Genomic DNA, 22,189 nt, shown 5'->3' with positions numbered 1-22,189 from the left:
GATGTCGCGACTGACCTGTCAACCATCAGGAATGCTGTCCCAGGCACGCCGTGTCAACTATGTCATGACTTCAGACACCACATCCTCCGCCACACGAAATGCCCTGTCTGCACTGTTCAGGCCAGGGCATTTTGCTTATCGACGCCCCCGCTGCCCCCAGCTTTAAACTGACAACCTATGTCCATCAGTGCGCAGGCGGCGTTGGCGTGATCGCCGTAGTCATAACGGTGGTTGCCGTCGGGGGCCTTGTCATTGTCGCTGATGCGACGAGCGCCCACTCCGCAATCTTCGTCCTCATGGTGACTCTCACGGGATTCGGATGGGCGCCGTTCGTCGGCAATTCGCTAGAACGCTATATCCCGCACTCCCTGTGGGATCGAATGTCCATGTCACACGAAACCTCTCGTCGATGGGGAGTCTCGCAGTTCAATTCTTTCCTATCGCGGATCGGCTGGAACAAGCTCATCTTCGCTATGCGGGAGGATAGCGCGACCGGAGAGCGAGACCGCTGGGACCCACGGCACATGAGGTCGGCCGCTGCTGGCCATGGGTGGGGGTTCCTGCTTCATGCCGCGACCGCAATCTGGGCTGGCGCGTCCAGAGGGTGGGTGGCTTTGATAGTCCTTCTGCTGGCCGGGGTTGTCCTCCACTTCTACCCGGTTCTGCTGCAGATTCGTGTGCTGACCCGCTTGCGTGAACGCTAGTCCTGCACCCCTAAGGGTTTAGCGCTCCTCGTCGACTTCCTCTTCTGTTTCGGGAGTGACAGTGCCCGGGTTATCCTGGCCGATGTCACCGCGCCTCTTGGCGGGCACCCATTCCTCGCTGATCTTCCGAAAGAAGTCCTTCTCCTTCTTTTCAGAATCGGCGATGTTGTCGAGGACTTCCTGGATGCGGCCGGCAGGGACGACGGTGACACCGTCGTTGTCGGCGATGATGAGGTCACCGCCTTTGACCACCGTGCCCGCGCAGGCGACCGGGTAGCCCACCTCCGCCGGGCCGAAACGAGTCGGACCCATCGGCGTCGTACCGGTGGCGAAGACCTGCAGGCCGTACTCTTCCAGATCGTTCACATCGCGGACAGGGCCGTCGACGACGCAGCCGAGCACGCCCGCTTCCACCATCATGCGGGCGATCTGGCCGCCGATGATGGCCGATCCGTCAGCTCCGCGGGCGTTGATGACGAAGATGTCGCCCTCTTGCGCATCGTCAAGCGCACGCCACACGCCGAGGTTGTCACCGGGCGTGCAATTGATCGGGAAGGCGTTGCCAATGGCGCTGCCTTCGCCGGTGATGCGGCGGATCCGCCCCGCCATCGTGGTCAGGTGGCCGAGAGTGTCACCCACGACGGCGGCTTCGGCGTCGTGAAGGCGGTTCAGGGTGGACAGGCCGTAGCGCTTCCAAGGGTCATTGACACGGACGTTGGACAGATCAGCATCGAAGAGCATGCGCCCCACTGTATGCACAACTGCCGCGGTGGGGTTTCCCCCATTATTGGGCTTTCGCCAGGTCACTCGCTCCAAACTCACGGCTTGCGCGAACGCGCTAAACAGGGAGCCGTCTCCTGGCACCCTGAGAGCCATTAATCAGGGACATACTACCCAAAGCCAGCAACAACAGCCCAAATGCGCTTAGACGATGCACACCGGGACCGCCAGTTTTCGGGAGTTGTGGCTGCTCAACGTTGACAACTGTCAGAGCAACACCATCCACGCCGCCCGCATCTTGGACCCTTTGAGCTTTCGGATCATCTGGGGGAAGTGCCACGCCGATACTCGTCGGTTGACTAACTAGCTGCAGTTGAGAGCGACCATCCTGCCCGCGGGTGATCATGAACTCAATCGGTTGCGCAAGTCGAAGGTAGCCTGGGGGCGCTTGCGTCTCTACCAAAAGGTACGGTTTGTCGAATTCCAGGTCACTGACCGAGTAGCCGCTCGCCGGGTTAGGGACGATGTCTGAAACCTTCGCGCCCAGTCCATCGGCAGCATTCTCGTCTTTTTCATGAAGCGCGAACTTAGCTCCATCGAGCAGCTCCAAGTTGTCGCGTCCGTCATTATCGGCCATCTTGAACAGTGCCAACGAGGTTTTCTCTGCCCCAGTAGAGTTGCTGAACCTACACGTCACGGCCTGCAGGCCGGGGTTTGAAGGAATCGTCAGCCTACTCTCGATGTCAGACCTATCAGTCAGGTCTGACAGTGCTTCCGTCGGAACCACTGTCCCGTTCGCGGACCACGCATCGCCTTCAACACATTTGAGCGCGGACGAATACTGCTCAGTGTGCTCCTTGGCCAGCTTCTCGCCCTCTCCATCGCGGAACCCCTCAAAGATCCCGTATGTTTCACCTCGTTTGACGTAGCTAAAAGCAACTTGGTCTTGCAGGCCGGTCGCAGGCGTTGATGCTGTAACGGACCCCTCCAAGTAAGTACGCTTATTCGTCAGCGATGACGGGTCTCGAAAGGCGCCCAGTTGGAATTGGTCATCGTCTTGGACACGATCGCCCTTGACCTCTTTTTCGATCCGTAGAATCAATTCATTAGACGGTCCCGCATCGTAAATCGAGGTGGCCCCCCACAGAGATTGGTTTGGTTTAAATATTCCATACGGAGTACTTTCGACCGTTGCTTTAAGTTCATCACCCTCAAGGACGTAGCCACCCTCTCCATCCGAGACAAAGTGAGACCAAACGAGACCGGAGTTGGCAACGCTATCGTGAGTTCCCTCCGTTTGCGTCGAAAGAATGTACTCACCAAAGCGGCCCATGCCATAAGTTGGACGGGGAAGGGTTCCTACAATTTCTCCTTCATTGCTGCGCCCCGCAGCCGGGTTACCCGGTTCCAAAGCCGGCCAGCGGACAATAACGGACTCGGACCTGGAAAATCCCGAGTCAGTAGTACCGGCTCCAAACAGGCTCCCGTCTGACCCCACGAAGAAGTCACCTGCAGACGATACTTCTTTTCTTCCACTATTTGGCCACCTAAGGCCCAGCTCTTCGATATCTGCGCCAAGCTCGCATACAGAGTTCAAAGCTGGATCCTTCACACACGAGGGATCGAGCTTCCAAATGGGGCTGTACCCCTTAGTCGTCTTCGGCGTGGAGAAGAGCAGCTTGCCGTCATAGTCAAAGGTCAAAGAATTGAGCTGCCCACCATCTGTTAAAGCGCTACCGGCCGCAGATGCTCCCAGATTGAACGAACCGCGGCCAACGTGAGCGCCGGTACGAGCGTCGTATTTATCCATGACGAAGCCGTTGGAGTTTGCAGTTCGACCTACAAACTGGACGGCATAGAGGTACTTACCGTCCTTAGTGACCGCGATATCGCCGTACCCGAGTTTGGCGGGAAACTGCCGACCGATCCTTATGGACCCTAAATCCGGGGAAATGTCGTACCTAGTGAACTGGGACGCAGTATTCACCCAATAGGTATGTTCTGTCGGGGTTCCGGAGAGCCCAGAATCAGGCTCGACCTCATACCCTTCGCGTGTGAGTTTGTAGCGAACCGTGAGGGTGTCACCGTTCTTAATCGTTGGCCTTTTACTGGAGATTAAGAAGTGAGTGGAAGACCAAACATCGAGAGGTGCGCCCGCTCCCTTTTCGTCCACTGAGTGCTCGACCAACTTCCTGAGCCCCCGTTCCTGCGCAGACAGCGAATTCTCCGGGTTCGTGTCCTTACTGTCGTTGAGCCACATATACTCCAGCCCCTCGAGCTTGGCCCCTTGTTCGAGAATGAACCAACCGCGGGGGTTGAATCGAAGCTCGTTGAACGGCCCACCCTGGGGACCCATGCCGTCAACTTGGAACGTGAAACGAATCGTCGCTACCTTGCCATCATCCTCTTCTGGCACGATTTCTGTCAGCTGGAAAGTCGGATTCTTACCGAGGGAGAAGTTGTCCCCGCCACCCTTGTACTCCTGAATCTTCCATATATCCGCTTGCGGATCGTCTGCCGCTGCATACTGTCGGCTTCGGAAGAGCTCTAGGGAGATGGAAAGCTCGCTGTCGAGAGCCTCATCAGCCGTTTCCAGATGCCATGACTGCCCGCTGAGGACATTTCCTGCATCCACCTCGACATCCACTTCAACCAGGTTCGTGTCGGTCACGTGAGTTGGGCGTTGAAGGCTAATGAATTGCCTATCCTGATCATCAACGCCTTCTGATACCTCAACTTCATCCGAGTTGAAGCGCGCTTCTACCGCGTTCACTTGGGCTCCGGCATCTTGACGGACGAGCCTGATGTGTTCATCTTGACCCAGCTCAGCGGAAGACACCTCACTGGCGAGTGTGTACAGAAGATTCCCCTCGGCATTGGATCCCTTGGGAATCGAGATGACATCACCAAAGCGCGCCGAGTTCAACGAATCAATGGTTTGGTCTCCGGCACCCGACTTTCGGACGTCGAGTGCGTCGCTCCCAGACGCAGTCCCACCACCGTTATTACCCATTCCGTCAGTCGGCGTATCCCGGGGAGTTTCTCCCTCTTCGGAAACCGATGCTTCTTCCGAGACCGACTCGGTTGCGGTTTGTGAGACCGCAACCGGCGCACCACTACCAATAAACAAGGCACCGACAACCGAAACTGAACATAGTAACCCCCGTACACGAGTATGTGAACGTTTGGTCATAGTCCTAGCTCCTTTAGTTTCCGGTATCTAGCCGTGCCCAAAAAGCTTGACTCCAGTTTCGAGCGAACAGGATCGTTTAGGTTGGGAAAACTTCTTTTGCGATCTCTCTGGGGGGCGGTAATCGTGGTCGAAGCTAACCCACCCCTTGCAATATGTCAATTACCTGTCATACCCCTCGCTACATGCGTAAAGAAGATTTAAAACTAGACTTAATCCCGGTTAGTTAACCGCTTTATGTTCTCTCGGAACCCTCTGACATTCTTCGGGGATGCTTCTCACAATTGCAGCTAATGCTCCGCAGGGATAAGGGAAGAAAACTCAAGGGTGCCTGTCTCGGTGCTGTTCTCAGTCCCGCCACACGAACGGCTCTCGCGGCAGCGCTTCTGGGCGGAAATTCATCAACAACGAGGCCATGTCCGCACCGGGGCAACCCAGCGACTCGGCGATCGCGGCCACGACATCCGCACCATTGGCCACCATCTCACGAAGGGTGACTGCGCCGTCGCGTTTGGCAAGCCTGCGCCCTTCCGCATTCACCACCAGCGGCACGTGCACGTATTCCGGCTCGTCGTATCCCAACTCGTGCGCCAGGTAGGCCTGCGCCGGTGCGGAGGCGAGCAGGTCATCCCCGCGCACTACCTGGTCGACACGCTGGTCGCCGTCGTCCACGACCACCGCGAGGTTGTAGGCCCAGTCCCCTGCCTGCGCCTGTTCAAGGTTGCCGCCGCGGCGCAAGATGACGTCGTCGACGGGGCCGGTGAACTCGCCGTGATAGAAGTCCCGCACCGTCCACTGCTCCGCCTGGGACTTCAGGCGAAGAGCGGGAAGGCGGTTTTCGGCGCGGAGGAGGGCACGTTTCTGGGCGCGGGTCTCGTCGTCAAGCTCCCGGCACGTGCCGGGGTATATGCCGGGCTGAACGTGCGGGGCGGACGCTGCTTCACGGATGTCGCGGCGCGTGCAATAGCACTCGTAGACCAGGCCGTTTGCGGTGAGCGTGGCGAGTGCGGCCTCGTACGCCTCGGAGCGATCCGACTGATAGATGACCGGCTCGTCCCACTCGATGCCGACCGCCGCAAGATCCTCGAGCTGGCGCCGCGCCGATTCCGCCGACGACCGCTCCGAATCAATGTCCTCCACCCGCATGTAAAATCGTCGGCCCGACTGGCGCGCGAATAGCCATGCCAGCACCGCCGTGCGCAAGTTGCCGAAGTGCAAATCTCCACTGGGGCTGGGGGCGTACCGGCCGGCGGGGGCATCGAACGGGGTCATATGCTCATACCTCTGATCCCCTCGTTGAGCCCGTCCAACAGAGAATCTACTTGGGCTCGCCTGCGATCCTTTGGGAGAGAGTGTTCACCACGACAGGTCAACTCTTTGGCAAGGAGTTCAATGCCATTCTCAGACTCACGCTCGAACCTCTCATGCAGAATGGACGCGGCCTCCACACCCAGCTCTACGGCTACATCTGCCCCGAGGACGAAAGCGGCCAGTTGGTCATCTGGGAAAATTTCCTCCGGCTCCCGGTATTCCAAGAACCGATCAAACAGTCGTTCAGCTTGAGGCTCTCCGTACCAAGCCATGATCAGGGTGAGGTCATAAGCGTCTTTGTAGTTCCCCTTCAGATAGCGGTCTAACCATGCATGCAGCTTTAAAGCCGCTAGACCAGGAACAGTAGGAATCTTGATCTGCATACCGTTAGACAACGTGTGGAGGTCTGCATTATCAAACGCTTCCTGAAATCCGGCGACATTCATTTGGATCCCGTCATCTGTGACGACAGTCCCAGGAGGGGTCTCCAAGGGCCCAAAGGGCACCAGATCAACAGGGATATCACCGATCTTCACCTCTTGCCAGGCGCTCGAGTGTGGTGAGAACGCAGAACGGAGAGCCAAAAAGGCACCCCAATCTTCAACCGCAAGGCCTAAATCCACATCCCCGGTGGCGCGAGCCGGTTCCGCGTTGCGGAAACTGGACTGGTGAATGTCACGACAGGCCGCCCCAACGATCATCACGCTATCGAGTGAAATAAACTCCCCCACCTGCTCTAAGACAGTGCACATATGTTCATCGTTGTGCATCGATATCCCTAAGCAACTGCGCTCTGATGGTTTGCGACACTTCGACCAAGCGAGGATCACGAGTCGCCGCGAGGTCAGCAATCAGGAGGATGCGCGGGGCAACCGACCATCCGTGCATGTCCGACTCAGAATCGATCACCCGCTGAAGATCAGGTGCCCACGGTTGTGACCAAAAGGCCCTCCGAACGAGCACATTCCCTTGCGGATCGTTGCGCATCCTTGAGTCTTTTATCAAGCTCTTCAGATCATTTCGATGATCGACGTACAACGTGACAGAGTCGCCACCGCGCACCAATTCCGGAACAGCCGCTTCCCCGCTGACCCAGCCACGTGGATCTATGTCTCCCAGGCGAGACAGCTCAGCTTTCCCGTGGAACAACTCAAGACGCTTCCCGAGACCTGTCGAGTAAGCGTCCACCCACGTGTCCACCAATGTCTGCACCTTGTTGGGCGTGAAGCTGAATCCGCTGCCCGATTCGAACAAATACCCCGTCTCCTTCAACAGGGAAAGCGTTTGCGAGGTCGTTCCTACAGAAGTGTCTGAAGCCTTCGCCAATAGCCGGGTCGGTTCGCCGAGCAGCTCCGGAAACGACAAAAGCACAGCTATCACTTGCGCACGCCGCGGTGTGAACAAGTTTTGCGCCGAATTCACTGGACCAGAAAGCTCCCCGCCTCTCGCCCTTCCGGAGCTTTCGGGGGCGCGAGTCCGGCCTCGGATATCCACAAATATCGGACCCTCATTGACGAAACAGTTGCCCCGCGCATCGAGGTACATAATGTTTCTCTGGCGCAGCGATTCAGCGACTGCAGGAGTGATGTTCTCCGATAAAAAAAGGAATCGCTCCCCCGTCCGTTGCTCTGGAAAATACTTAGACGGCAGTGCTCCCATGAAACCCACCACCGGGTAAGCAACCGCTTCCGGATCCCGAACGTCGATGAGATTAAGGAGGCCTGAAGGCGGCTCAGATCCGAACTCAGATCTAAGCTCCAGTCGGACCGGCAGCCCTTCGAGCGCAAGAACCCGATTCGCAGCGTCGATTTCACGCAACATAGCAATCAAATTAACATCCAAACGCCCTCATCGCTCATTTTTATTGAACGTTCATTTTTACTGAACGTTCAAAGTTTATAAACGCTAGCCACTTATGCACGCGATCGGGTTAAAGCTAGAGATGTGTGCAAAGATCATGCGCATGAGTCATCCCGTTTCGCGTTCCCCGTACCCCTACCTGCTCGCAGTGTTCTGCGCGGTGTTCCTGATCTCCAACATCACCGCGCAAAAGGGCGTGCAGATCGGCCCGCTGATTACTGACGGCGCGTTCTTCCTCTTCCCGATCTCCTACGTCATCGGTGATGTTATCGCCGAGGTGTACGGCTTCAAAACCGCACGGCGCGCCGTGTTCACCGGTTTCGGCATCGCGGTGCTCGCCGTGGTGTCTTTCTACATTGCAATCTGGCTCCCGGGCGCGCCGTTCTACGACATGCAGGACACTTTCGAGGCGGTCCTCGGCCTGTTGCCGCGCATCGTCGTCGCGTCGCTGACCGGTTACGTCGTTGGCCAGCTGCTCAACGCGTGGGTGCTGCAGAAGATGAAGGACCGCTTCGGCACTGACAACCTGTGGGCGCGCTTGATCGGCTCCACAGTCGTCGGTGAGTTCGCCGACACGCTGCTGTTCTGTTCCATTGCGGCCGGCGTTATCGGCATCGACTCCGCGGGCGCGTTCATTAACTACGTCGCGGTCGGCTTCTTCTGGAAGACCATCATGGAGATCGTCCTGCTGCCGATCACTTACCCGACCATCGCTGCCGTGCGCCGGAAGGAAGAAGAAGTCAGCTCGACGACGGCCTAGCAGCCCCTTATCCGCGCCCCGCGTAGTACCGCCCCAAGAATTCGTCGCGGTACTCATAGAACCGGCCCTCGTCGATGGCGGCGCGGATGTTGTCCACCAGGCGCAGCATGAACTCGAGGTTGTGCAGGGTGCACAACGTTCCGGCGAGGAATTCCTTCGCCTTGAGCAGGTGGTGGATGTAGGCGCGGGAATAGTTCTCGGAGACGTAGCCGCCGAACTCCTCGTCAATGCCGGTGAAGTCGCGTTTGAAGCGGGCGGCCATGAGGTTCATTCGCCCGTCGAGGGTGTAGACGCCGCCCCGGCGGCCGAGGCGGGTCGGCGCGACGCAGTCGAAGGTGTCGGCGCCGTTCTCGATGCAGGTGAACAGGTCGTCGGGTTCGGAGATGCCGAGCATGTGGCGGGGTTTGTCCTCGGGAAGCTCGTCGGTGACCCAGCTGGTGATGGTGCCTAGAATCTCCTTTTCCAGCGCGCCGCCGATGCCGAAGCCGCCGAATCCGCGCCGGCCTTCCGCGCGTGCCTCCTCGTCCAAGGCAAGCAGCCCACGTACTGCTTGGCGCCGCAGGTCCTCGTAGTTCGCGCCCTGCACCACTCCCCACAACGACTGCAGAGGCTTGCCCTCGCGCTCCCGCGTGAGCCGATCATGTTCGCGCAAACACCGCTGCGCCCACAGCCGCGTGCGCTCAACAGAGTGCTCTTGGTAAGCGCGCGTATCGACGAGCGTTGTCAGCTCATCGAACGCGAACATGATATCCGCACCGAGCTGGTGCTGGATCTGCATCGACTTCTCCGGGGTGAAACGGTGGGCGGAGCCGTCGATGACGGATTTGAAGTCCACGCCGTCGTCGTCGACACGCGCCATGCGGTCTTTGTTCGCGGCGCGGATGTCGCTCTCGGTCAGGTCGGTGATGTCCATCGCGAGGATCTTTTTGAAGCCGACACCCAGGCTCATCACCTGGAAGCCGCCGGAGTCGGTGAATGTCGGGCCGCGCCAGTTCTCAAACGCCGCCACTCCCCCGGCCTCGTCGACAATGTCGGATCCGGGCTGCAGGTACAGGTGGTATGCGTTGGACAGAATCGCCTGCGCGCCAGCCGCCCGCACCTGCTCCGGGGTGAGTGTTTTCACCGTCGCTTTCGTGGCCACGGGAATGAACGCGGGCGTGCGGATGTCGCCGTGCGGAGTATGGATGACGCCGGTGCGGCCGTTCGCGCCGTCGAGACGCGTGCCCAGGGTGAAGCTCAGATCCACGCTCTGTTCTGTCATGCGTGGACTCCTCGTTCCTCGAACTGCTTCTCCAGTGCTTCACCCTCAACATCCAGGTTGGGCAGGATGCGGTCGAGCCACCCCGGCATCCACCACGTCGCCGTACCCAGGATGAACATGGTGGCGGGGACAAGCGCCATGCGGACGAAGAATGCGTCGAAAAGCACGGCGGCGCCGAGCGCGAAGCCGAAGATCTGGATGAACGGCAGCGGCTGGTCGATGAAGGCGACGAAGACGGCGATCATGATGATCGCGGCGGCCGTGACCACGCGCGCACCGCGCACAAAGCCCTCCACCGTGGACTTTTCGACGGCGGCGAGCGTCGCCTGTGAATCGCCGCGCGCGCCGTGCGAACGCGCCCCGGTGTACTCCTCCCTCATGCGTGTGACCAGGAAGACTTGGTAGTCCATCGCCAGGCCGAACGTGACGCCGATGAGGAGGATGGGCAGGAAGGACAGGATCGGACCCGGCGTGTTCACCAGCCCAAACAGGCCGTACTGGAAGAACGCGACCGTGACGCCGAACGCCGCGCCGACGGAGAGCAGGAAGCCCAGCCCCGCGACCAACGGCACCATGAGGGACCGGAACACCAGCACGAGCAGGATCACCGCCAGGCCCACGACAATGCCCAGGTAGAGCGGCATCGCGTCGGCGAGCTCTTCGGTGATGTCCATCTGCACGGCGGTGAACCCGGTCAGGCCGATGTCAGCGCCGGTGGCGTCGGTGATCTCGCGGTCGACCTCGCGCAGCGCGTGCGCGGTATCCACCGTGTAGGGGTTATCCGGGCCGGTGGTGGGCGTCGCCAAGATCTGCGCGGCGGTCATGTCCTCGTTGACCGCGATGAGCTGCGCGTGGGTAATGCCGTTGACGGATCCAGCGCGCTCCATCGCATACAGGAAGGTAGACAACTGCGCCTTATTCTCTTCGTCATCCGGCAGCAGATTGATGTAGGGCTGCAGTGCCTGCGCCTCCGCCTTCACATCGTGCGCGTCGACGACGAGCAGGAACGGCGCGTTGACGCCCTCACCGAAGCCCTCCGCCATGAGGTCGGCGGATTTACGCTGCGTGGTGTCCAGGTTGGAGTTGGAGTCCGACGGCAGCGACATCTCCATCCCGAGCACCGGCGCCGCGAGCGTGCCCAGCATGAGCACGACGCTGGCCATGACCAGAGCAGGTGCGCGCTTGATCGCGTTCACCCACGACCTGCCCAGGGACCTTTCCTGCAAGTTCTTCCCGGGCCGGTCGCCGGGGCCGGGGTTGCCGGCCACACCGGGGATCCTCACGGAGAACATTTTGTCGCCCATCGCGCCCATGAGTGCGGGCAGCAGCGTGATGGCCACGAGCACGGCGATCGCAACGGTGACGGCGGCGGCGATGCCCATCCAGGACAGGAACTCGATCTGCGCCAGCACCAGAGCAATGAGCGCTGTGAACACTGTCGTGCCGGCGAAGACGACTGATGACCCGGCTGTGCCCACCGCCAAGCCCGCTGCTTCCGGGCCGGGTAGTCGACTGCGCTCGGTCTTGTAGCGCGACAGGATGAACAGCGCGTAATCAATACCGACAGCCAGGCCGATCATGATGGCCATGGTCGGCGTGACCTCGTTCAGATCGACCCAGTGCGTGGTCATGAGGATGAGGAACACGCCGAGCCCCACGCCCAGCACCGCGGTGATCACCGGCATGCCTGCCGCGATGAGCGAACCGAACGTGACAATCATGACCACGAAGGCGATCGCAATGCCGACGATTTCCGAGGTGGCCTTGATCTCGATCGGGTCGCCGTAGCCCGGCCCGCCTGCCTCCACCTGGAGGCCCTTGTCGCGGGCGAGCTCCATTGCCTCCGCGACGACTTCGCGTTCTTCGGCGGTCACCTGCATCGAAGTTTCGGCGCCGAATTCGAAGGTGGTGTAGCCGATGCGGCCGTCGTCGGAAAGCAAGCGCACATTGTGGGCGTCGGCCTTGGCGCGCTCCTCCGGCATGCCCATGTCCGTCATCATGGACACGATCTGTTCGGTTTGGGCCTTGTTGACCGTGACCGGGTTACCGAAGCGGTCTGTGCCAGTGAGCCCGTCGAGGTTGTCTTCGATGTAGGCGATGGTCTCGTCAATCGCCGCCATGTTGTGGGCGGCGTCCAAGCGCTGACCCTCCTGCGCGGCGAAAACGAGGTTGACCGACGGGGCTTGGACCGGATCGCTCTGGTCAGGGAAGTTCTCGTTCAGCGAGTACAACGCGTCAATCGACGGTGTTCCCGAGATTTCGAAGTCGCTTGTCAGCGGCTTCATCAGTGTCAGTGCCCCGGCCAGTCCGGCGACAAACAGCAGCAGCCAAGCGACGATGACCTTCCATTTGTTCAGGAAGGACCATTTGCCGAGCCGGTAAAGAAACGTCGCCACATGTACCTTTCAAAAAAGTTCGGAGCCTGGGTGCGATTCAGCCTGTTGTCGACTGAATATTACCCAAACTCCGAACTTCAAAATTTTTGGCGGTAGCGGCGGGATTTGAACCCGCGGAGGTTTTACCCTCACTCGCTTTCGAGGCGAGTACCTTCGGCCGCTCGGACACGCTACCGCAGAACAGATTAACGGCAACGCGTCCGGCGAACCAAATTCGCCTTAAGGGGCTACTTAAGCCTCGTCGCGCTTGTCCTGGATCTTGCCAGCGACCTCGTTGAACTTGTCCTTAGCAGCGTCGCCAGCGTCGGAGACCTTCTCCTTGATGTCGCCGCCGAGCTGGTCAGCCTTGCCCTCGTTCTTCAGCTGGTCGTTGTCGGTAGCGTTGCCGAAAGCTTCCTTAGCGTCGCCCTTGAGCTGGTCTGCCTTGCCTTCAAAATCAGCCATGATCTTCTCCTTTATCTAAGTGAGTTTCGCTTACGTCGCCCATGGTAGAGAAAGTCGGCTGTGGCGTGGGTAACGATTTCGTTTCAATCGCCTTCAAGCTCGCCCATCGGCCGTGTGACCACGGACTTCACGCGCAAAGAAGTCCCGCATCAGTGAGGCGGTTTCAGTCTCCAGCACGCCTCCGCGCACTTCGACGGTGTGGAGATGGGGCGGGTCACGCAAGACGTCGATAAGCGATCCGACAGCTCCCGTCTTCGGCTCGTACGCGCCGAAGACCAGCGATTGCACGCGCGCGCCCAGGATTGCGCCGGCACACATCGTGCACGGTTCCAACGTGACCACGAGCTCGCAGCCATCCAAACGCCAGGTTCCCAGTGCCTGCGCCGCCTTTCGCGTGACGACGACCTCCGCGTGCCCCACCGGATCCCGATCCGTTTCACGCCGGTTCGTCCCGGTGGCAATCTCTTCACCGTCCGGGCCGTAGAGGACAGCACCGACGGGAATGTCGCCGATGGGTGTGGTCCGGGCGACTTCGATGGCGCGGCGCATCCGCTCCTCGGCCTGTGCCTGTCGCAGGCTCACCGCGGGATCACCGCCTAATCACGCGGTCCAGTTCGTCGGCAAAGCCGAGTTCGTCCGCAATGGAGTCGATGATGGTGGAGGGGTCGGCGGAGGTGTCGTCGATAAGCACTGCGAGCACCTGCTCGGAGAGACCAACGTCTTCCAGAATGGCGAAGTCGCCGTCCGCCCACCCGTCGACATTGTCCAGCTCATCCGGGTCAATGTCCGGGATGTCAATGCCTGCCTGGTCGAGGATCTCCGCAGCGAAATCATCGTCCACGCCCATCGTCGCGTCCGAGATGAGCACGCGCACGTCACTCGGGCCGGGGCGCACAATGACGAGGTACTCCTCCTCGACGTTCAGCAGTGCGAAAGCAGCGCCCTCGCTACGCAGGTTGCGGACTGCCTTCACAGCGGTGGACAGGTGCTCGAAGTCGTCGTCGAACCCTGCGACAACCCACTCGCCACCACGCATGGCCACGGTCACCGCGTAGCCGTCCTCAAACTCTGCACCCATGCCTAGTCAGACTACCCGCGTTGTGGAACACTTGTCAGGGTGAACGGCCACAATCTGAGCAAGCGCGAACTCCCCCCTACCTGCGTGATCGGGCTAGGGCTCATCGGGGGATCCATCATGCGAGATCTGGCCGCCGCCGGCGTAGATGTCTACGGCTACAACCACTCCCGCTCCGGCGCACGCGCCGCCTCCCGCGAGGGTTTCGACGTCCACGATGACCTTTCCAGCGTGCTGTCCCGCGCCGCCTCCGACAACGCCTTGATCATTGTCGCCGTGCCGATGCATGCCGTGGAAGATGTGCTCGACGGCATCGCCCTGTACGCCCCGAACTGCGGGGTGACAGATGTGGTGAGCGTGAAGAAGTCCGTTTACGATCTGATCCGCGAGCGTGGCATGCAGCTGCGCTACGTTGGCGGGCACCCCATGTCCGGCACCGAAGATTCCGGCTGGGGCGCCTCACGCGAAGGCTTGTTCACCCGCGCGGCCTGGGCCGTCACCTACGACTACGCCGTCGAGTGCGACAACGCAGGTCGCCGGGTGCCGGCGGACTGGATCGAGCTGTTTGCCGACGTCTGCGAGCTCGCCCGCATCTGCGGCGCGGAAGCCGTGCCGGTGTCTGTGGCTGCCCACGACGAAGCTGTCGCACGGGTCTCCCACCTGCCCCACGTGCTCGCCGAGGCGCTGGCCATCGTCGGTGACCGTGGCGGCACCCTCGCCCAGTCGCTGGCGGCTGGGTCCTTCCGCGGAGCGACCCGCGTCGCCGGTACCGAGCCCGGACTCGTGCGCGCGATGTGCGAGACCAACGCCGATGCCGTGGTGAAAACTATCGACGAGATCTTGGTCCTCCTGCAGGATGCCCGCGACTCCCTCGCCGACCCGGACCGCCCCTCCATCGAGCAGCTCGCCGGTGCCGGCTACCGCGCCGCCACCCGGATGGGCGCACGCAAGGGCGCCCGCGCCGAATCCGTGTCCCCGGTGAAAATCTCCTCCCGCCCCGTCATGCGCATCCAGCTTGGTGCGCACGGCTGGGTCAAAGCACTGCGGCAAACCGAGTCGCTCGGCGGGCGCATCGACGTCTTCTAGTCCACGCGTGCCCTCGTCTATGCCCCTGTTTCATCGTGCGGCATGTCGTGATCTCCACTCTCTGAGCTCGATACTGGGTGAAGTATGTGGAAAGATGAAATCCCTGAAGAACCTGAATTTTCAGTGTAATTTTTCTGGAGGCATGCATGACAACGATTTCAGCTCGGGGACTCTATAAAGTCTTCGGCAAAGATCCGCAGAACGCGATCGCCGCCCTTGAAAACGGCGTGAGCCGCGAAGAACTAATGAAAAAGGGCAGCACAGCCGCCGTCATCGACGCCTCTTTCGATGTGGAGCCGGGCGAGATTTTCGTCATCATGGGCCTGTCCGGCTGCGGCAAGTCCACGCTCATCCGCATGGTCAACGGACTCTTGCCCGCCTCCGGCGGCACCCTAGAGATCGACGGCACCCCGTTGACGGAGATGTCCGAATCCCAGCTGCGCGACCTCCGCCGCGACAAGATCTCCATGGTCTTCCAGCATTTCGCGCTGCTCCCCCACCGCACCGTGCTGCAGAACGCAGCCTACGGCCTAGAAATCAAGGGCGTGCCGAAGGCCGAGCGCGACGAGAAGGCGCACGAGGCGCTGCGCATGGTCGACCTCGACGGATGGGCCGACTACATGCCGGGCGAACTCTCCGGCGGCATGCAGCAGCGCGTCGGCCTCGCCCGCGCGCTCGCTGCGGACACCGATGTCCTGCTCATGGACGAGGCATTCTCCGCGCTCGACCCGCTGATCCGCAAAGACATGCAGGACCAGCTCATCGAGCTGCAGGGCAAGCTGAACAAGACCATTTTGTTCATCACCCACGACCTCAACGAAGCAATGCGCATCGGCGACCGCATCGCGATGATGCGGTCCGGCCGCATCGAGCAGATCGGCACCGCCGAAGAAATCCTCCAGAACCCGGCGAATAACTTCGTCGCCGACTTCGTCAAAGACGTCGACCGTGCGCGCGTGCTCACCGCCGACAACATCGCCGAGCAGCCGAAGGAGACCCTCGGCGCAGCCCACGGCCCGCTCGCCGCGCAGAAACTCCTGCGCGAGACGCAGAACCCGTGGCTCGTCGTTCTCAACCGCGACCGCACGCCCGCCGGCATCGTGTGGGAAGACGCTGTCGCGCGCGCCGTGCGCAACAGCGAGAACGCGCTTCCGCTTAACGACGGCCCGGCAACTCACACCGTCCACAAAGACACCCCCCTTCACGAGCTGTTCCAGCTCGCCGCGGACTCCCCGACCCCGATCGTGGTCACGGACAACGACGGCAAATTCTGCGGTGTCGTCCCACGCGTGACGCTACTGTCCGCCGCATCCACTGAGAGCAGCGATCCCGCCGCGGCGGCCGCCGCCGACGATGCCGATGCCCGCGCTGCAACCACTGCACACACCACGACCAACGAGGTGAACGAGTAATGGACCAGACTTTGATTCCCCGCATCAACGTCGGCGACTGGGTCAACGACGGCATCGACTGGCTCACAGACAATGCCACAGTGCTTTTCGACGCCTTCAGTGCCGTCATGACATTCCTCGTCGAGGGCTTTTCCAACGCACTGTTGTCCATCCCGGTCTTCATTCTGCTGGCCATCCTGGTGCTCATCGCCTGGTTCGTCCGCTCCTGGCGCTTGGCCCTCGGCGCTTTGATCGGCTTCCTGCTGGTGATGGGCATGCGGCAGTGGGAGACCATGCTGCAGACAATGTCGCTGGTGCTCGTGTCCACCCTGACCGCGGTAATCATGGCGATCCCGCTGGGCATCTGGGCGGCGAAGTCGGAGACGGTGAGCAAGATCGTCCGCCCGATCATGGACTTCATGCAGACCATGCCGGCATTCGTCTATCTGATTCCGGCCGTGACCTTCTTCTCCATCGGTGTCGTGCCGGGCGTGTTCTCCACCATCATCTTCGCGCTGCCCCCGGGCGTGCGCATGACGGAGCTGGGCATCCGCCAGGTGGACGAGGAGACCGTCGAGGCCGGCCGTTCCTACGGCGCGACCCCGTGGCAGATTCTGCGCGGCATCCAGCTGCCGCTGGCAGTGCCGACGATCATGGCCGGAATCAACCAGGTCATCATGCTCTCGCTTTCCATGGCTGTCATCGCTGGCATGGTGGGCGCCGACGGTCTGGGCAAAGAAGTCACCGCCGCGATCTCCACTCTGGATGTCGCCCAGGGTGTCGAAGCGGGTCTGGCCGTGGTCATCCTGGCGGTCTACCTCGACCGCCTCACCGCCGCACTGGGCGATTTGAATGCATATAAGTCGTCTCTTTTGACCCAGATCCGGAATCGAAAAAACTAGCGCACTCCGCCCTACCTGTAATTTTCCTTGGCTGAAGATTGGATCATTCTCTATAATTGGTGGAATAACCCCACATCTGCTGGAGAAATGCGCGCGCCGCTTCACCGCTGAATCACTCGGGGTGAGGCGGCGCCGCCTTTTCTGGCGGGGACGGGGGGCACGGAGATTTTGTCTTACACAGTCGAAGAAGGGACTTACTTTCAATGACCATCCGTAAAACGCTAGCTACGCTGTCTGCCGCCACGCTCATCTTCGGGCTGACGGCATGCTCCGACTCTGGCGACACCGCTTCGAGCGAAGGGGGCGACGGAGACAAGGGCACCATCACCCTGGGCTACCTGCCGTCCTGGACCGACGGCCTGTCCACCGCTTACCTGCTGGAGAACAAGCTCGAGGCCGCCGGCTACACCGTCGAGCACGAGACCCTCACCGACGCCGCCGTCCTCTACGCCGGCCTGGCCAAGGGCGATATCGACCTGTACCCGTCCGCATGGCCGGAGAAGACCCACGCGCAGTACATGGACAAGTACTCCGACGACATCGAGGACCTCGGCGCGTACTACGACAATGCACTGCTCACCTGGGCTGTCCCAGAGTACATGGAGGACATCAACTCCATTGAGGACCTGAAGGGCAAGGCGGACGACTTCGGCGGCAAGGTCGTCGGCATCGAGCCGGGCGCCGGCCTGACCAAGGCCTCCGAGGAGGCCATCACCGAGTACGGTCTGGATGCCGACGGATACTCCCTGTCCACCTCTTCCACCCCGGCTATGCTTTCCGAGCTGCAGACCGCGGTGGACGGCGAGAAGGACATCGTCGTCACCCTGTGGCGCCCGTTCTGGGCCAACTCCAAGTTCCCGGTCAAGGACCTGGAGGACCCGAAGGGCGCACTCGGTGAGCCGGAGTCCCTGCACTGGCTCGCACGCGGCGGCTTCGCCGAGGACAACCCCGAGGTGGCCAAGTGGCTCGAGGACCTGAAGCTCTCCGACGACGAGTACGGCTCCCTCGAGGACACCGTGGTCAACGAGTACGGCGAAGGCAAGGAGCCTGAAGCGATCGAGGCATGGCTGGGCGAGAACCCCGACATTGTCAAGGATCTCGAGAGCTAGTCTTTTGAGTTCCTAGCAGCTCCGCGCTCGCTGCAGCGCAGGGGTAGGCAAAAGCGAAGGGCCCTACCTGAAACACCAGGTAGGGCCCTCATTTTATTGGTGCGCCCGGAGGGATTCGAACCCCCAACCTTCTGATCCGTAGTCAGATGCTCTATCCGTTGAGCTACGGGCGCGTGCTTTTTGTAACGAGATGTAACGGTACACCACGGTGAACAGCAGGCAAAATCAGCAGGTCACAGGCCCAGGACCGAGGTAGCGATGAGGAAGTAGATGATCAGACCCGTCGCATCGCAGAATGTGGAGATGAACGGGTTGGAAAACACCGCCGGATCCGCCCCGACGGTCTTGGCCACGATCGGCATGGCTCCGCCCACAGTCGCCGACATTGTGCAAATGGCCAGCAGGGTCGACCCGATGATGATGCCGATGTCCAAGTCGTAGACCAACGAGGCCAGCACGAAACCGATCGAGCCGAGAACGGCCCCCAGCATGAACCCGACGCGGATTTCACGCCACATGACTTTGAGGATGTCGGACTTGTGGACGTCGCCAAGCGCAAGGGCACGCGTCACGGTCGTTGCCGCCTGGTTGCCGGTGTTTCCTCCGGTGCCGGTGAGCAGCGGAATGAACAAGGACAGCACCACGGCCTGCTCGAGCTTCCCCTCGAACACGTCCAGGACCTGCACGGTGAGAATCGCCGAGATCGCCAGCACCAGCAGCCACACGATGCGCGAACGCATCAGGGTGAACACGGGCGTGGACAGGTACGGCCGCTTCAGTGCTTCCGAACCACCCTGGCGGGCGCTGTCCTCGGTGTCCTCGGACTCGACCACGGCCTGAGCCTCGTCGAAGGTGAAAATGCCCACCAGGCGGTTGTTGTTGTCCACCACCGGGATGGCCAGCAGCGCCAGCGGGAGGAACCAGCGGGCGGTGTCTTCTGCATCATCCTCCGCCTGCGCCCACGGCGAATCCTGCACTAGGTCAGACACGAGGTCGTTGGCGTCCGCGAGGAACAGGTCGCGCATTTTCACAATGCCCACCAGCTGCCGGTCTTCATCCATCACCGGGATGGTGTAGATGGTCTCCAGCTCCTCGGCCTCTTCGCGCAGCAGGTTCGCGACCTCTTGCGCGGTCATGTCCCCGTAGATCTCCGGGATCTCCGGAGACATGACACGGCCGACCGAGCCCTTTTCGTAGCCGAGGACCACATTCGTGTTCTCTTGGTCCTGCTCGTTGAGCTCTTTGAGGAGGCGGTCGGCCACCGGGGCGGGAAGCTCGTCGAGAAGCATGACGCGGTCTTCCGCACCCATCTCCTCGAAGAATGCGGCGACTTCATCGTCGCCAAGCGCGCGCACCATGTCGGCCTGGTGGTTGGGGTCGAGCGCGTCGAAGACAGCGCCGGCGCGCTCGGGCGACAGCAGGCGGAACAGCACGGCACCGCGCTTGACGGGCGAGCGTTCAATCAGCCAGATGATGTCGTTGAGCTGGGCCTCTTCTAATAGGCCGGAGATCTTTTCGGCGTGGTCGCCGTCGATGTCGTGCGAGTCGATCATGCGCTCGAGCTCAACCAGGGCATCGTGCTGCTCAACGGTGGCCATGCTGGTCCTTTCACCTCGGGATATTCCGAAGCTTGAGGGTAGCGGAATATCCCGGCCAGCGAAGTCCGAGTAGGAGCTAAAAATGGTGCGCCCGGAGGGATTCGAACCCCCAACCTTCTGATCCGTAGTCAGATGCTCTATCCGTTGAGCTACGGGCGCGTGGCGGAGATGACAGGATTTGAACCTGCGGACCTCGTGAAAGGTCAACTCCTTAGCAGGGAGCCCCAATCGGCCACTCTGGCACATCTCCAACGGCCTTCAGCAGGCCTGGACTTACATTACCCACATTCGTGCGGTCGGCCAAAACACCTGTCTAGAATCTTTGAGCATGATCCGCCCTGACCTCGCCGCCATCCCCGCCTACGTCCCCGGCACGTCTGATCCGGAGGCGCTGAAGCTGTCCTCGAACGAGGTTGCCGGCCAGCCTCTCCCGGCGGCTGCAGAGGCGATGGCCAAGGCCGCGATCACCGGCAACCGCTACCCGGACATGGGCACGACGCAGCTGCGCACAGCTTTGGGCAAACACCTCGGCGTCGACCCGGGCAACATCGCCGTCGGATGCGGTTCGTCTGCGCTGTGCCAGCAGCTCGCGCAGGCCACGTCCACACCGGAGAACAACATCGTCTTCCCGTGGCGCAGCTTCGAGGCGTACCCCATCTTCTGCCGCATCGCCGGGGCCGAGCCGCGACCGGTGCCTTTGCTTGACGACGGCCACCTCGACCTGCACACCATCGCGTCCACCATCGACGAACGAACGTCCCTGGTCTACCTCTGCTCCCCCAACAACCCATCGGGCGCAGTGGTGACCCGCGCCGAGTTCGACGACTTCATGGCGCGCGTTCCGGCTCATGTCACCGTGGCGCTCGATGAGGCGTACGTCGAGTTCAACCGCGACCCCGATGCCGTCAACGGCTGCGACGTTTGGCGGGAGCACGACAATGTCCTGTGTTTGCGCACCTTCTCCAAGGCGTACGGTCTGGCGGGCGTGCGCATCGGATACGCCTTCGGGCACCGGGACCTGATCGACGCCGTGAACAAAGTCGGCGTCCCCTTCCAAGTCTCCGCCATCGCCCAAGCCGGGGCGCTGGCTTCGCTGCACCACTCCGACGAGCTGTTGGCCCGCCTCGAAGACACCGTCGAGGTCCGTGACGAGGTCGCCGACCGCATCGGCGCCGCCCGCTCCCAGGCCAACTTTGTGTGGCTCCCCGCCGAGAAGTGCGAGCGCGAACCAGCCGACATCGCCGCTGATCTTGCCCGGCGCGGTGTGCTCGTGCGCGCCTTCCCCGAGGGGCTCCGCGTCACGGTGACTAACTGCGAAGAAGCCAACGAGTTCCTCTCCGCGTGGGACGCGGTCACCTAGAAAAATCCGTACGCTGGTGCTCATGCAGCTGAATTACTCTTTGAACTCCGGCTTCGCCACCGGCGACGGCTCTGCCCCCACCCGCGACAACGTTTCCGCCTGGATCGCGTGGGCCCCCGCGCCCGACGCGACGACTCTTTACTTGGCCCCGCGCGCGATGGCGCTGAACGACGACACCGTGCTCCTCGGTGTCCCTGTCGGCGACCTAGACGGCGTGGCAGATGCGCTGGCCGGGCGGAACATCGACCCGCAGCAGCTCTCTTACGGCCAGCCCGACGCACACGCTACGGTAGAGGTAGCCTCGCCGATTGCATTGGAGCAGGTGAAGGTAGTGGTCGCGAAAGACGGCCCGACGCGACGGAAAGCTCAGCGCGAGTTCGCCGAGATCCCCGGTGAGCGCCAGTTCCACATCATCCACGAGTTCTTCGAACAGTAAAAACAAGACCACTAAAGAAAAGGTAAGTTCATGCGTTTCATTGTCGACCTCGTAGTTACAGCACTGGCCCTGTGGCTGGTCACCGTTATCGTCCCGGGCGTAGAGATCTTCGGCGGCATCGGCGCGTTCATCTGGGTCGCCCTGGTGTTCATGTTCGTCAACGCGTTCATCTCCCCGCTGGTGAACCTGATCAGCTTCCCGCTGAAGGTTCTCACGCTGGGCTTGTTCTCCCTGATCGTCAACACCCTGCTATTCTCCCTGACCGGCTGGATTTCCGACAGCATCGGTAACGGCCTGCAGATTGACGGCTTCTGGTCCGCGTTCTTCGGTGCCATCGTCATGGCGATCGCGTCCTGGATCGTCGGCGGCATCTTCCGCGCCATCGGCGGCGACAAGGTGAAGACTGACGCTTAAGTAACGTCCACTCCCCCACACAAGGCGCCCCCGCTGGGGCGCCTTTCGTCTTTGAGCGAAAATTCTGGCGGAGACGAGGGGATTTGAACCCCTGGAGGTGTGACCCTCGCTGGTTTTCAAGACCAGTGCATTCGGCCGCTCTGCCACGTCTCCTTGCTGCCCGATCAGGGCG

20 protein-coding genes and 5 tRNA genes are annotated in these 22,189 nt (G+C 61.2%); 9 read left to right on the top strand and 16 right to left on the bottom strand.

Going from position 1 to position 22,189, the window contains the following annotated elements:
• Window positions 1-206 precede the first annotated feature (206 nt).
• Complete coding sequence (locus tag KBX18_RS02830) at window positions 207-704, top strand: hypothetical protein (protein ID WP_255994735.1); 498 nt, start codon at window positions 207-209, stop codon at window positions 702-704.
• 18 nt (window positions 705-722) lie between these two features.
• Here the strand turns inward: KBX18_RS02830 and KBX18_RS02825 are convergent, their stop codons facing one another.
• The 5 genes from KBX18_RS02825 to KBX18_RS02805 all read right to left on the bottom strand — a co-directional run bounded on the left by KBX18_RS02825 (window position 723) and on the right by KBX18_RS02805 (window position 7,746).
• On the bottom strand, window positions 723-1,445 hold the full coding sequence (locus KBX18_RS02825; RefSeq protein ID WP_255994734.1) for an RraA family protein: 723 nt from the start codon (window positions 1,443-1,445) through the stop codon (window positions 723-725).
• 97 nt (window positions 1,446-1,542) lie between these two features.
• Window positions 1,543-4,617: a prealbumin-like fold domain-containing protein gene (locus tag KBX18_RS02820; protein WP_255994733.1), complete on the bottom strand. Its 3,075-nt coding sequence runs from the start codon at window positions 4,615-4,617 to the stop codon at window positions 1,543-1,545.
• Window positions 4,618-4,962: 345 nt separating this feature from the next.
• A complete protein-coding gene (gene gluQRS / locus KBX18_RS02815; protein ID WP_255994732.1) occupies window positions 4,963-5,886 on the bottom strand; it encodes a tRNA glutamyl-Q(34) synthetase GluQRS in 924 nt (307 codons plus the stop codon).
• Complete coding sequence (locus KBX18_RS02810) at window positions 5,883-6,695, bottom strand: nucleotidyl transferase AbiEii/AbiGii toxin family protein (protein ID WP_255994731.1); 813 nt, start codon at window positions 6,693-6,695, stop codon at window positions 5,883-5,885. Before KBX18_RS02810 ends, gluQRS begins: the two co-directional genes overlap by 4 nt.
• Window positions 6,682-7,746 (bottom strand): type IV toxin-antitoxin system AbiEi family antitoxin, encoded by a 1,065-nt coding sequence (locus tag KBX18_RS02805; RefSeq protein ID WP_255994745.1) that lies wholly within the window; start codon window positions 7,744-7,746, stop codon window positions 6,682-6,684. The genes KBX18_RS02810 and KBX18_RS02805 overlap by 14 nt, the downstream gene beginning before the upstream one ends.
• A gap of 142 nt (window positions 7,747-7,888) precedes the next feature.
• Here KBX18_RS02805 and KBX18_RS02800 point away from each other — a divergent pair, with 142 nt between their 5' ends.
• Window positions 7,889-8,545 (top strand): queuosine precursor transporter, encoded by a 657-nt coding sequence (locus KBX18_RS02800; protein WP_255994730.1) that lies wholly within the window; start codon window positions 7,889-7,891, stop codon window positions 8,543-8,545.
• Between the two features lie 7 nt (window positions 8,546-8,552).
• Here KBX18_RS02800 and tgt read toward each other — a convergent pair whose 3' ends face one another.
• The 6 genes from tgt to KBX18_RS02770 all read right to left on the bottom strand — a co-directional run bounded on the left by tgt (window position 8,553) and on the right by KBX18_RS02770 (window position 13,724).
• Window positions 8,553-9,806, bottom strand: a complete 1,254-nt coding sequence (gene tgt / locus KBX18_RS02795) for a tRNA guanosine(34) transglycosylase Tgt (protein WP_255994729.1) — start codon at window positions 9,804-9,806, stop codon at window positions 8,553-8,555.
• Window positions 9,803-12,202 carry an MMPL family transporter gene (locus tag KBX18_RS02790; protein ID WP_255994728.1) on the bottom strand — a complete coding sequence of 800 codons (2,400 nt, stop codon included), beginning with the start codon at window positions 12,200-12,202 and terminating at the stop codon, window positions 9,803-9,805. The genes tgt and KBX18_RS02790 overlap by 4 nt, the downstream gene beginning before the upstream one ends.
• A gap of 87 nt (window positions 12,203-12,289) precedes the next feature.
• Window positions 12,290-12,377, bottom strand: a tRNA-Ser gene (locus tag KBX18_RS02785).
• 56 nt (window positions 12,378-12,433) lie between these two features.
• A complete protein-coding gene (locus KBX18_RS02780; RefSeq protein WP_255994727.1) occupies window positions 12,434-12,646 on the bottom strand; it encodes a CsbD family protein in 213 nt (70 codons plus the stop codon).
• 93 nt (window positions 12,647-12,739) lie between these two features.
• Window positions 12,740-13,228: a nucleoside deaminase gene (locus KBX18_RS02775; RefSeq protein ID WP_370686987.1), complete on the bottom strand. Its 489-nt coding sequence runs from the start codon at window positions 13,226-13,228 to the stop codon at window positions 12,740-12,742.
• Between the two features lie 7 nt (window positions 13,229-13,235).
• Window positions 13,236-13,724: a tRNA adenosine deaminase-associated protein gene (locus KBX18_RS02770; protein ID WP_005287348.1), complete on the bottom strand. Its 489-nt coding sequence runs from the start codon at window positions 13,722-13,724 to the stop codon at window positions 13,236-13,238.
• A gap of 39 nt (window positions 13,725-13,763) precedes the next feature.
• Between KBX18_RS02770 and KBX18_RS02765 the strand changes: the two genes are divergently transcribed.
• From KBX18_RS02765 to KBX18_RS02750, 4 genes are all read left to right on the top strand, one after another.
• Entirely contained in the window at window positions 13,764-14,807 is a 1,044-nt protein-coding gene (locus KBX18_RS02765; protein ID WP_255994726.1) for a prephenate dehydrogenase, read from the top strand.
• Window positions 14,808-14,953: 146 nt separating this feature from the next.
• Window positions 14,954-16,219 carry a glycine betaine/L-proline ABC transporter ATP-binding protein gene (locus KBX18_RS02760; protein ID WP_255994725.1) on the top strand — a complete coding sequence of 422 codons (1,266 nt, stop codon included), beginning with the start codon at window positions 14,954-14,956 and terminating at the stop codon, window positions 16,217-16,219.
• Window positions 16,219-17,100 (top strand): proline/glycine betaine ABC transporter permease, encoded by an 882-nt coding sequence (locus KBX18_RS02755; RefSeq protein WP_255994724.1) that lies wholly within the window; start codon window positions 16,219-16,221, stop codon window positions 17,098-17,100. Before KBX18_RS02760 ends, KBX18_RS02755 begins: the two co-directional genes overlap by 1 nt.
• 203 nt (window positions 17,101-17,303) lie before the next feature.
• A complete protein-coding gene (locus tag KBX18_RS02750) occupies window positions 17,304-18,209 on the top strand; it encodes a glycine betaine ABC transporter substrate-binding protein (RefSeq protein ID WP_005287360.1) in 906 nt (301 codons plus the stop codon).
• Window positions 18,210-18,306: 97 nt separating this feature from the next.
• Here the strand turns inward: KBX18_RS02750 and KBX18_RS02745 are convergent.
• The 4 genes from KBX18_RS02745 to KBX18_RS02730 all read right to left on the bottom strand — a co-directional run bounded on the left by KBX18_RS02745 (window position 18,307) and on the right by KBX18_RS02730 (window position 20,057).
• Window positions 18,307-18,382 (bottom strand) — tRNA-Arg (locus tag KBX18_RS02745).
• Window positions 18,383-18,442: 60 nt separating this feature from the next.
• Window positions 18,443-19,807 (bottom strand): magnesium transporter, encoded by a 1,365-nt coding sequence (gene mgtE, locus KBX18_RS02740; RefSeq protein WP_255994723.1) that lies wholly within the window; start codon window positions 19,805-19,807, stop codon window positions 18,443-18,445.
• A gap of 83 nt (window positions 19,808-19,890) precedes the next feature.
• Window positions 19,891-19,966: transfer RNA gene (locus tag KBX18_RS02735), tRNA-Arg, on the bottom strand.
• A gap of 1 nt (window position 19,967) precedes the next feature.
• Window positions 19,968-20,057 (bottom strand) — tRNA-Ser (locus tag KBX18_RS02730).
• A 78-nt stretch (window positions 20,058-20,135) separates the two neighbouring features.
• Here KBX18_RS02730 and KBX18_RS02725 point away from each other — a divergent pair.
• The 3 genes from KBX18_RS02725 to KBX18_RS02715 are packed head-to-tail and all read left to right on the top strand — an operon-like array spanning window position 20,136 to window position 22,017.
• Window positions 20,136-21,167, top strand: a complete 1,032-nt coding sequence (locus tag KBX18_RS02725) for a histidinol-phosphate transaminase (RefSeq protein WP_255994722.1) — start codon at window positions 20,136-20,138, stop codon at window positions 21,165-21,167.
• Window positions 21,168-21,189: 22 nt separating this feature from the next.
• Window positions 21,190-21,603 carry a hypothetical protein gene (locus KBX18_RS02720; protein WP_005287382.1) on the top strand — a complete coding sequence of 138 codons (414 nt, stop codon included), beginning with the start codon at window positions 21,190-21,192 and terminating at the stop codon, window positions 21,601-21,603.
• Window positions 21,604-21,633: 30 nt separating this feature from the next.
• Window positions 21,634-22,017, top strand: a complete 384-nt coding sequence (locus KBX18_RS02715; protein WP_005287384.1) for a phage holin family protein — start codon at window positions 21,634-21,636, stop codon at window positions 22,015-22,017.
• Window positions 22,018-22,082: 65 nt separating this feature from the next.
• Here KBX18_RS02715 and KBX18_RS02710 read toward each other — a convergent pair.
• Window positions 22,083-22,170 (bottom strand) — tRNA-Ser (locus KBX18_RS02710).
• Window positions 22,171-22,189: the final 19 nt, after the last annotated feature.

This window comes from Corynebacterium sp. CCUG 69979 (genome assembly GCF_024454095.1).
In the GTDB taxonomy this organism is placed as follows: Bacteria; Actinomycetota; Actinomycetes; order Mycobacteriales; family Mycobacteriaceae; genus Corynebacterium; species Corynebacterium genitalium.
This window is presented reverse-complemented; position numbering and strand designations above follow the sequence as displayed.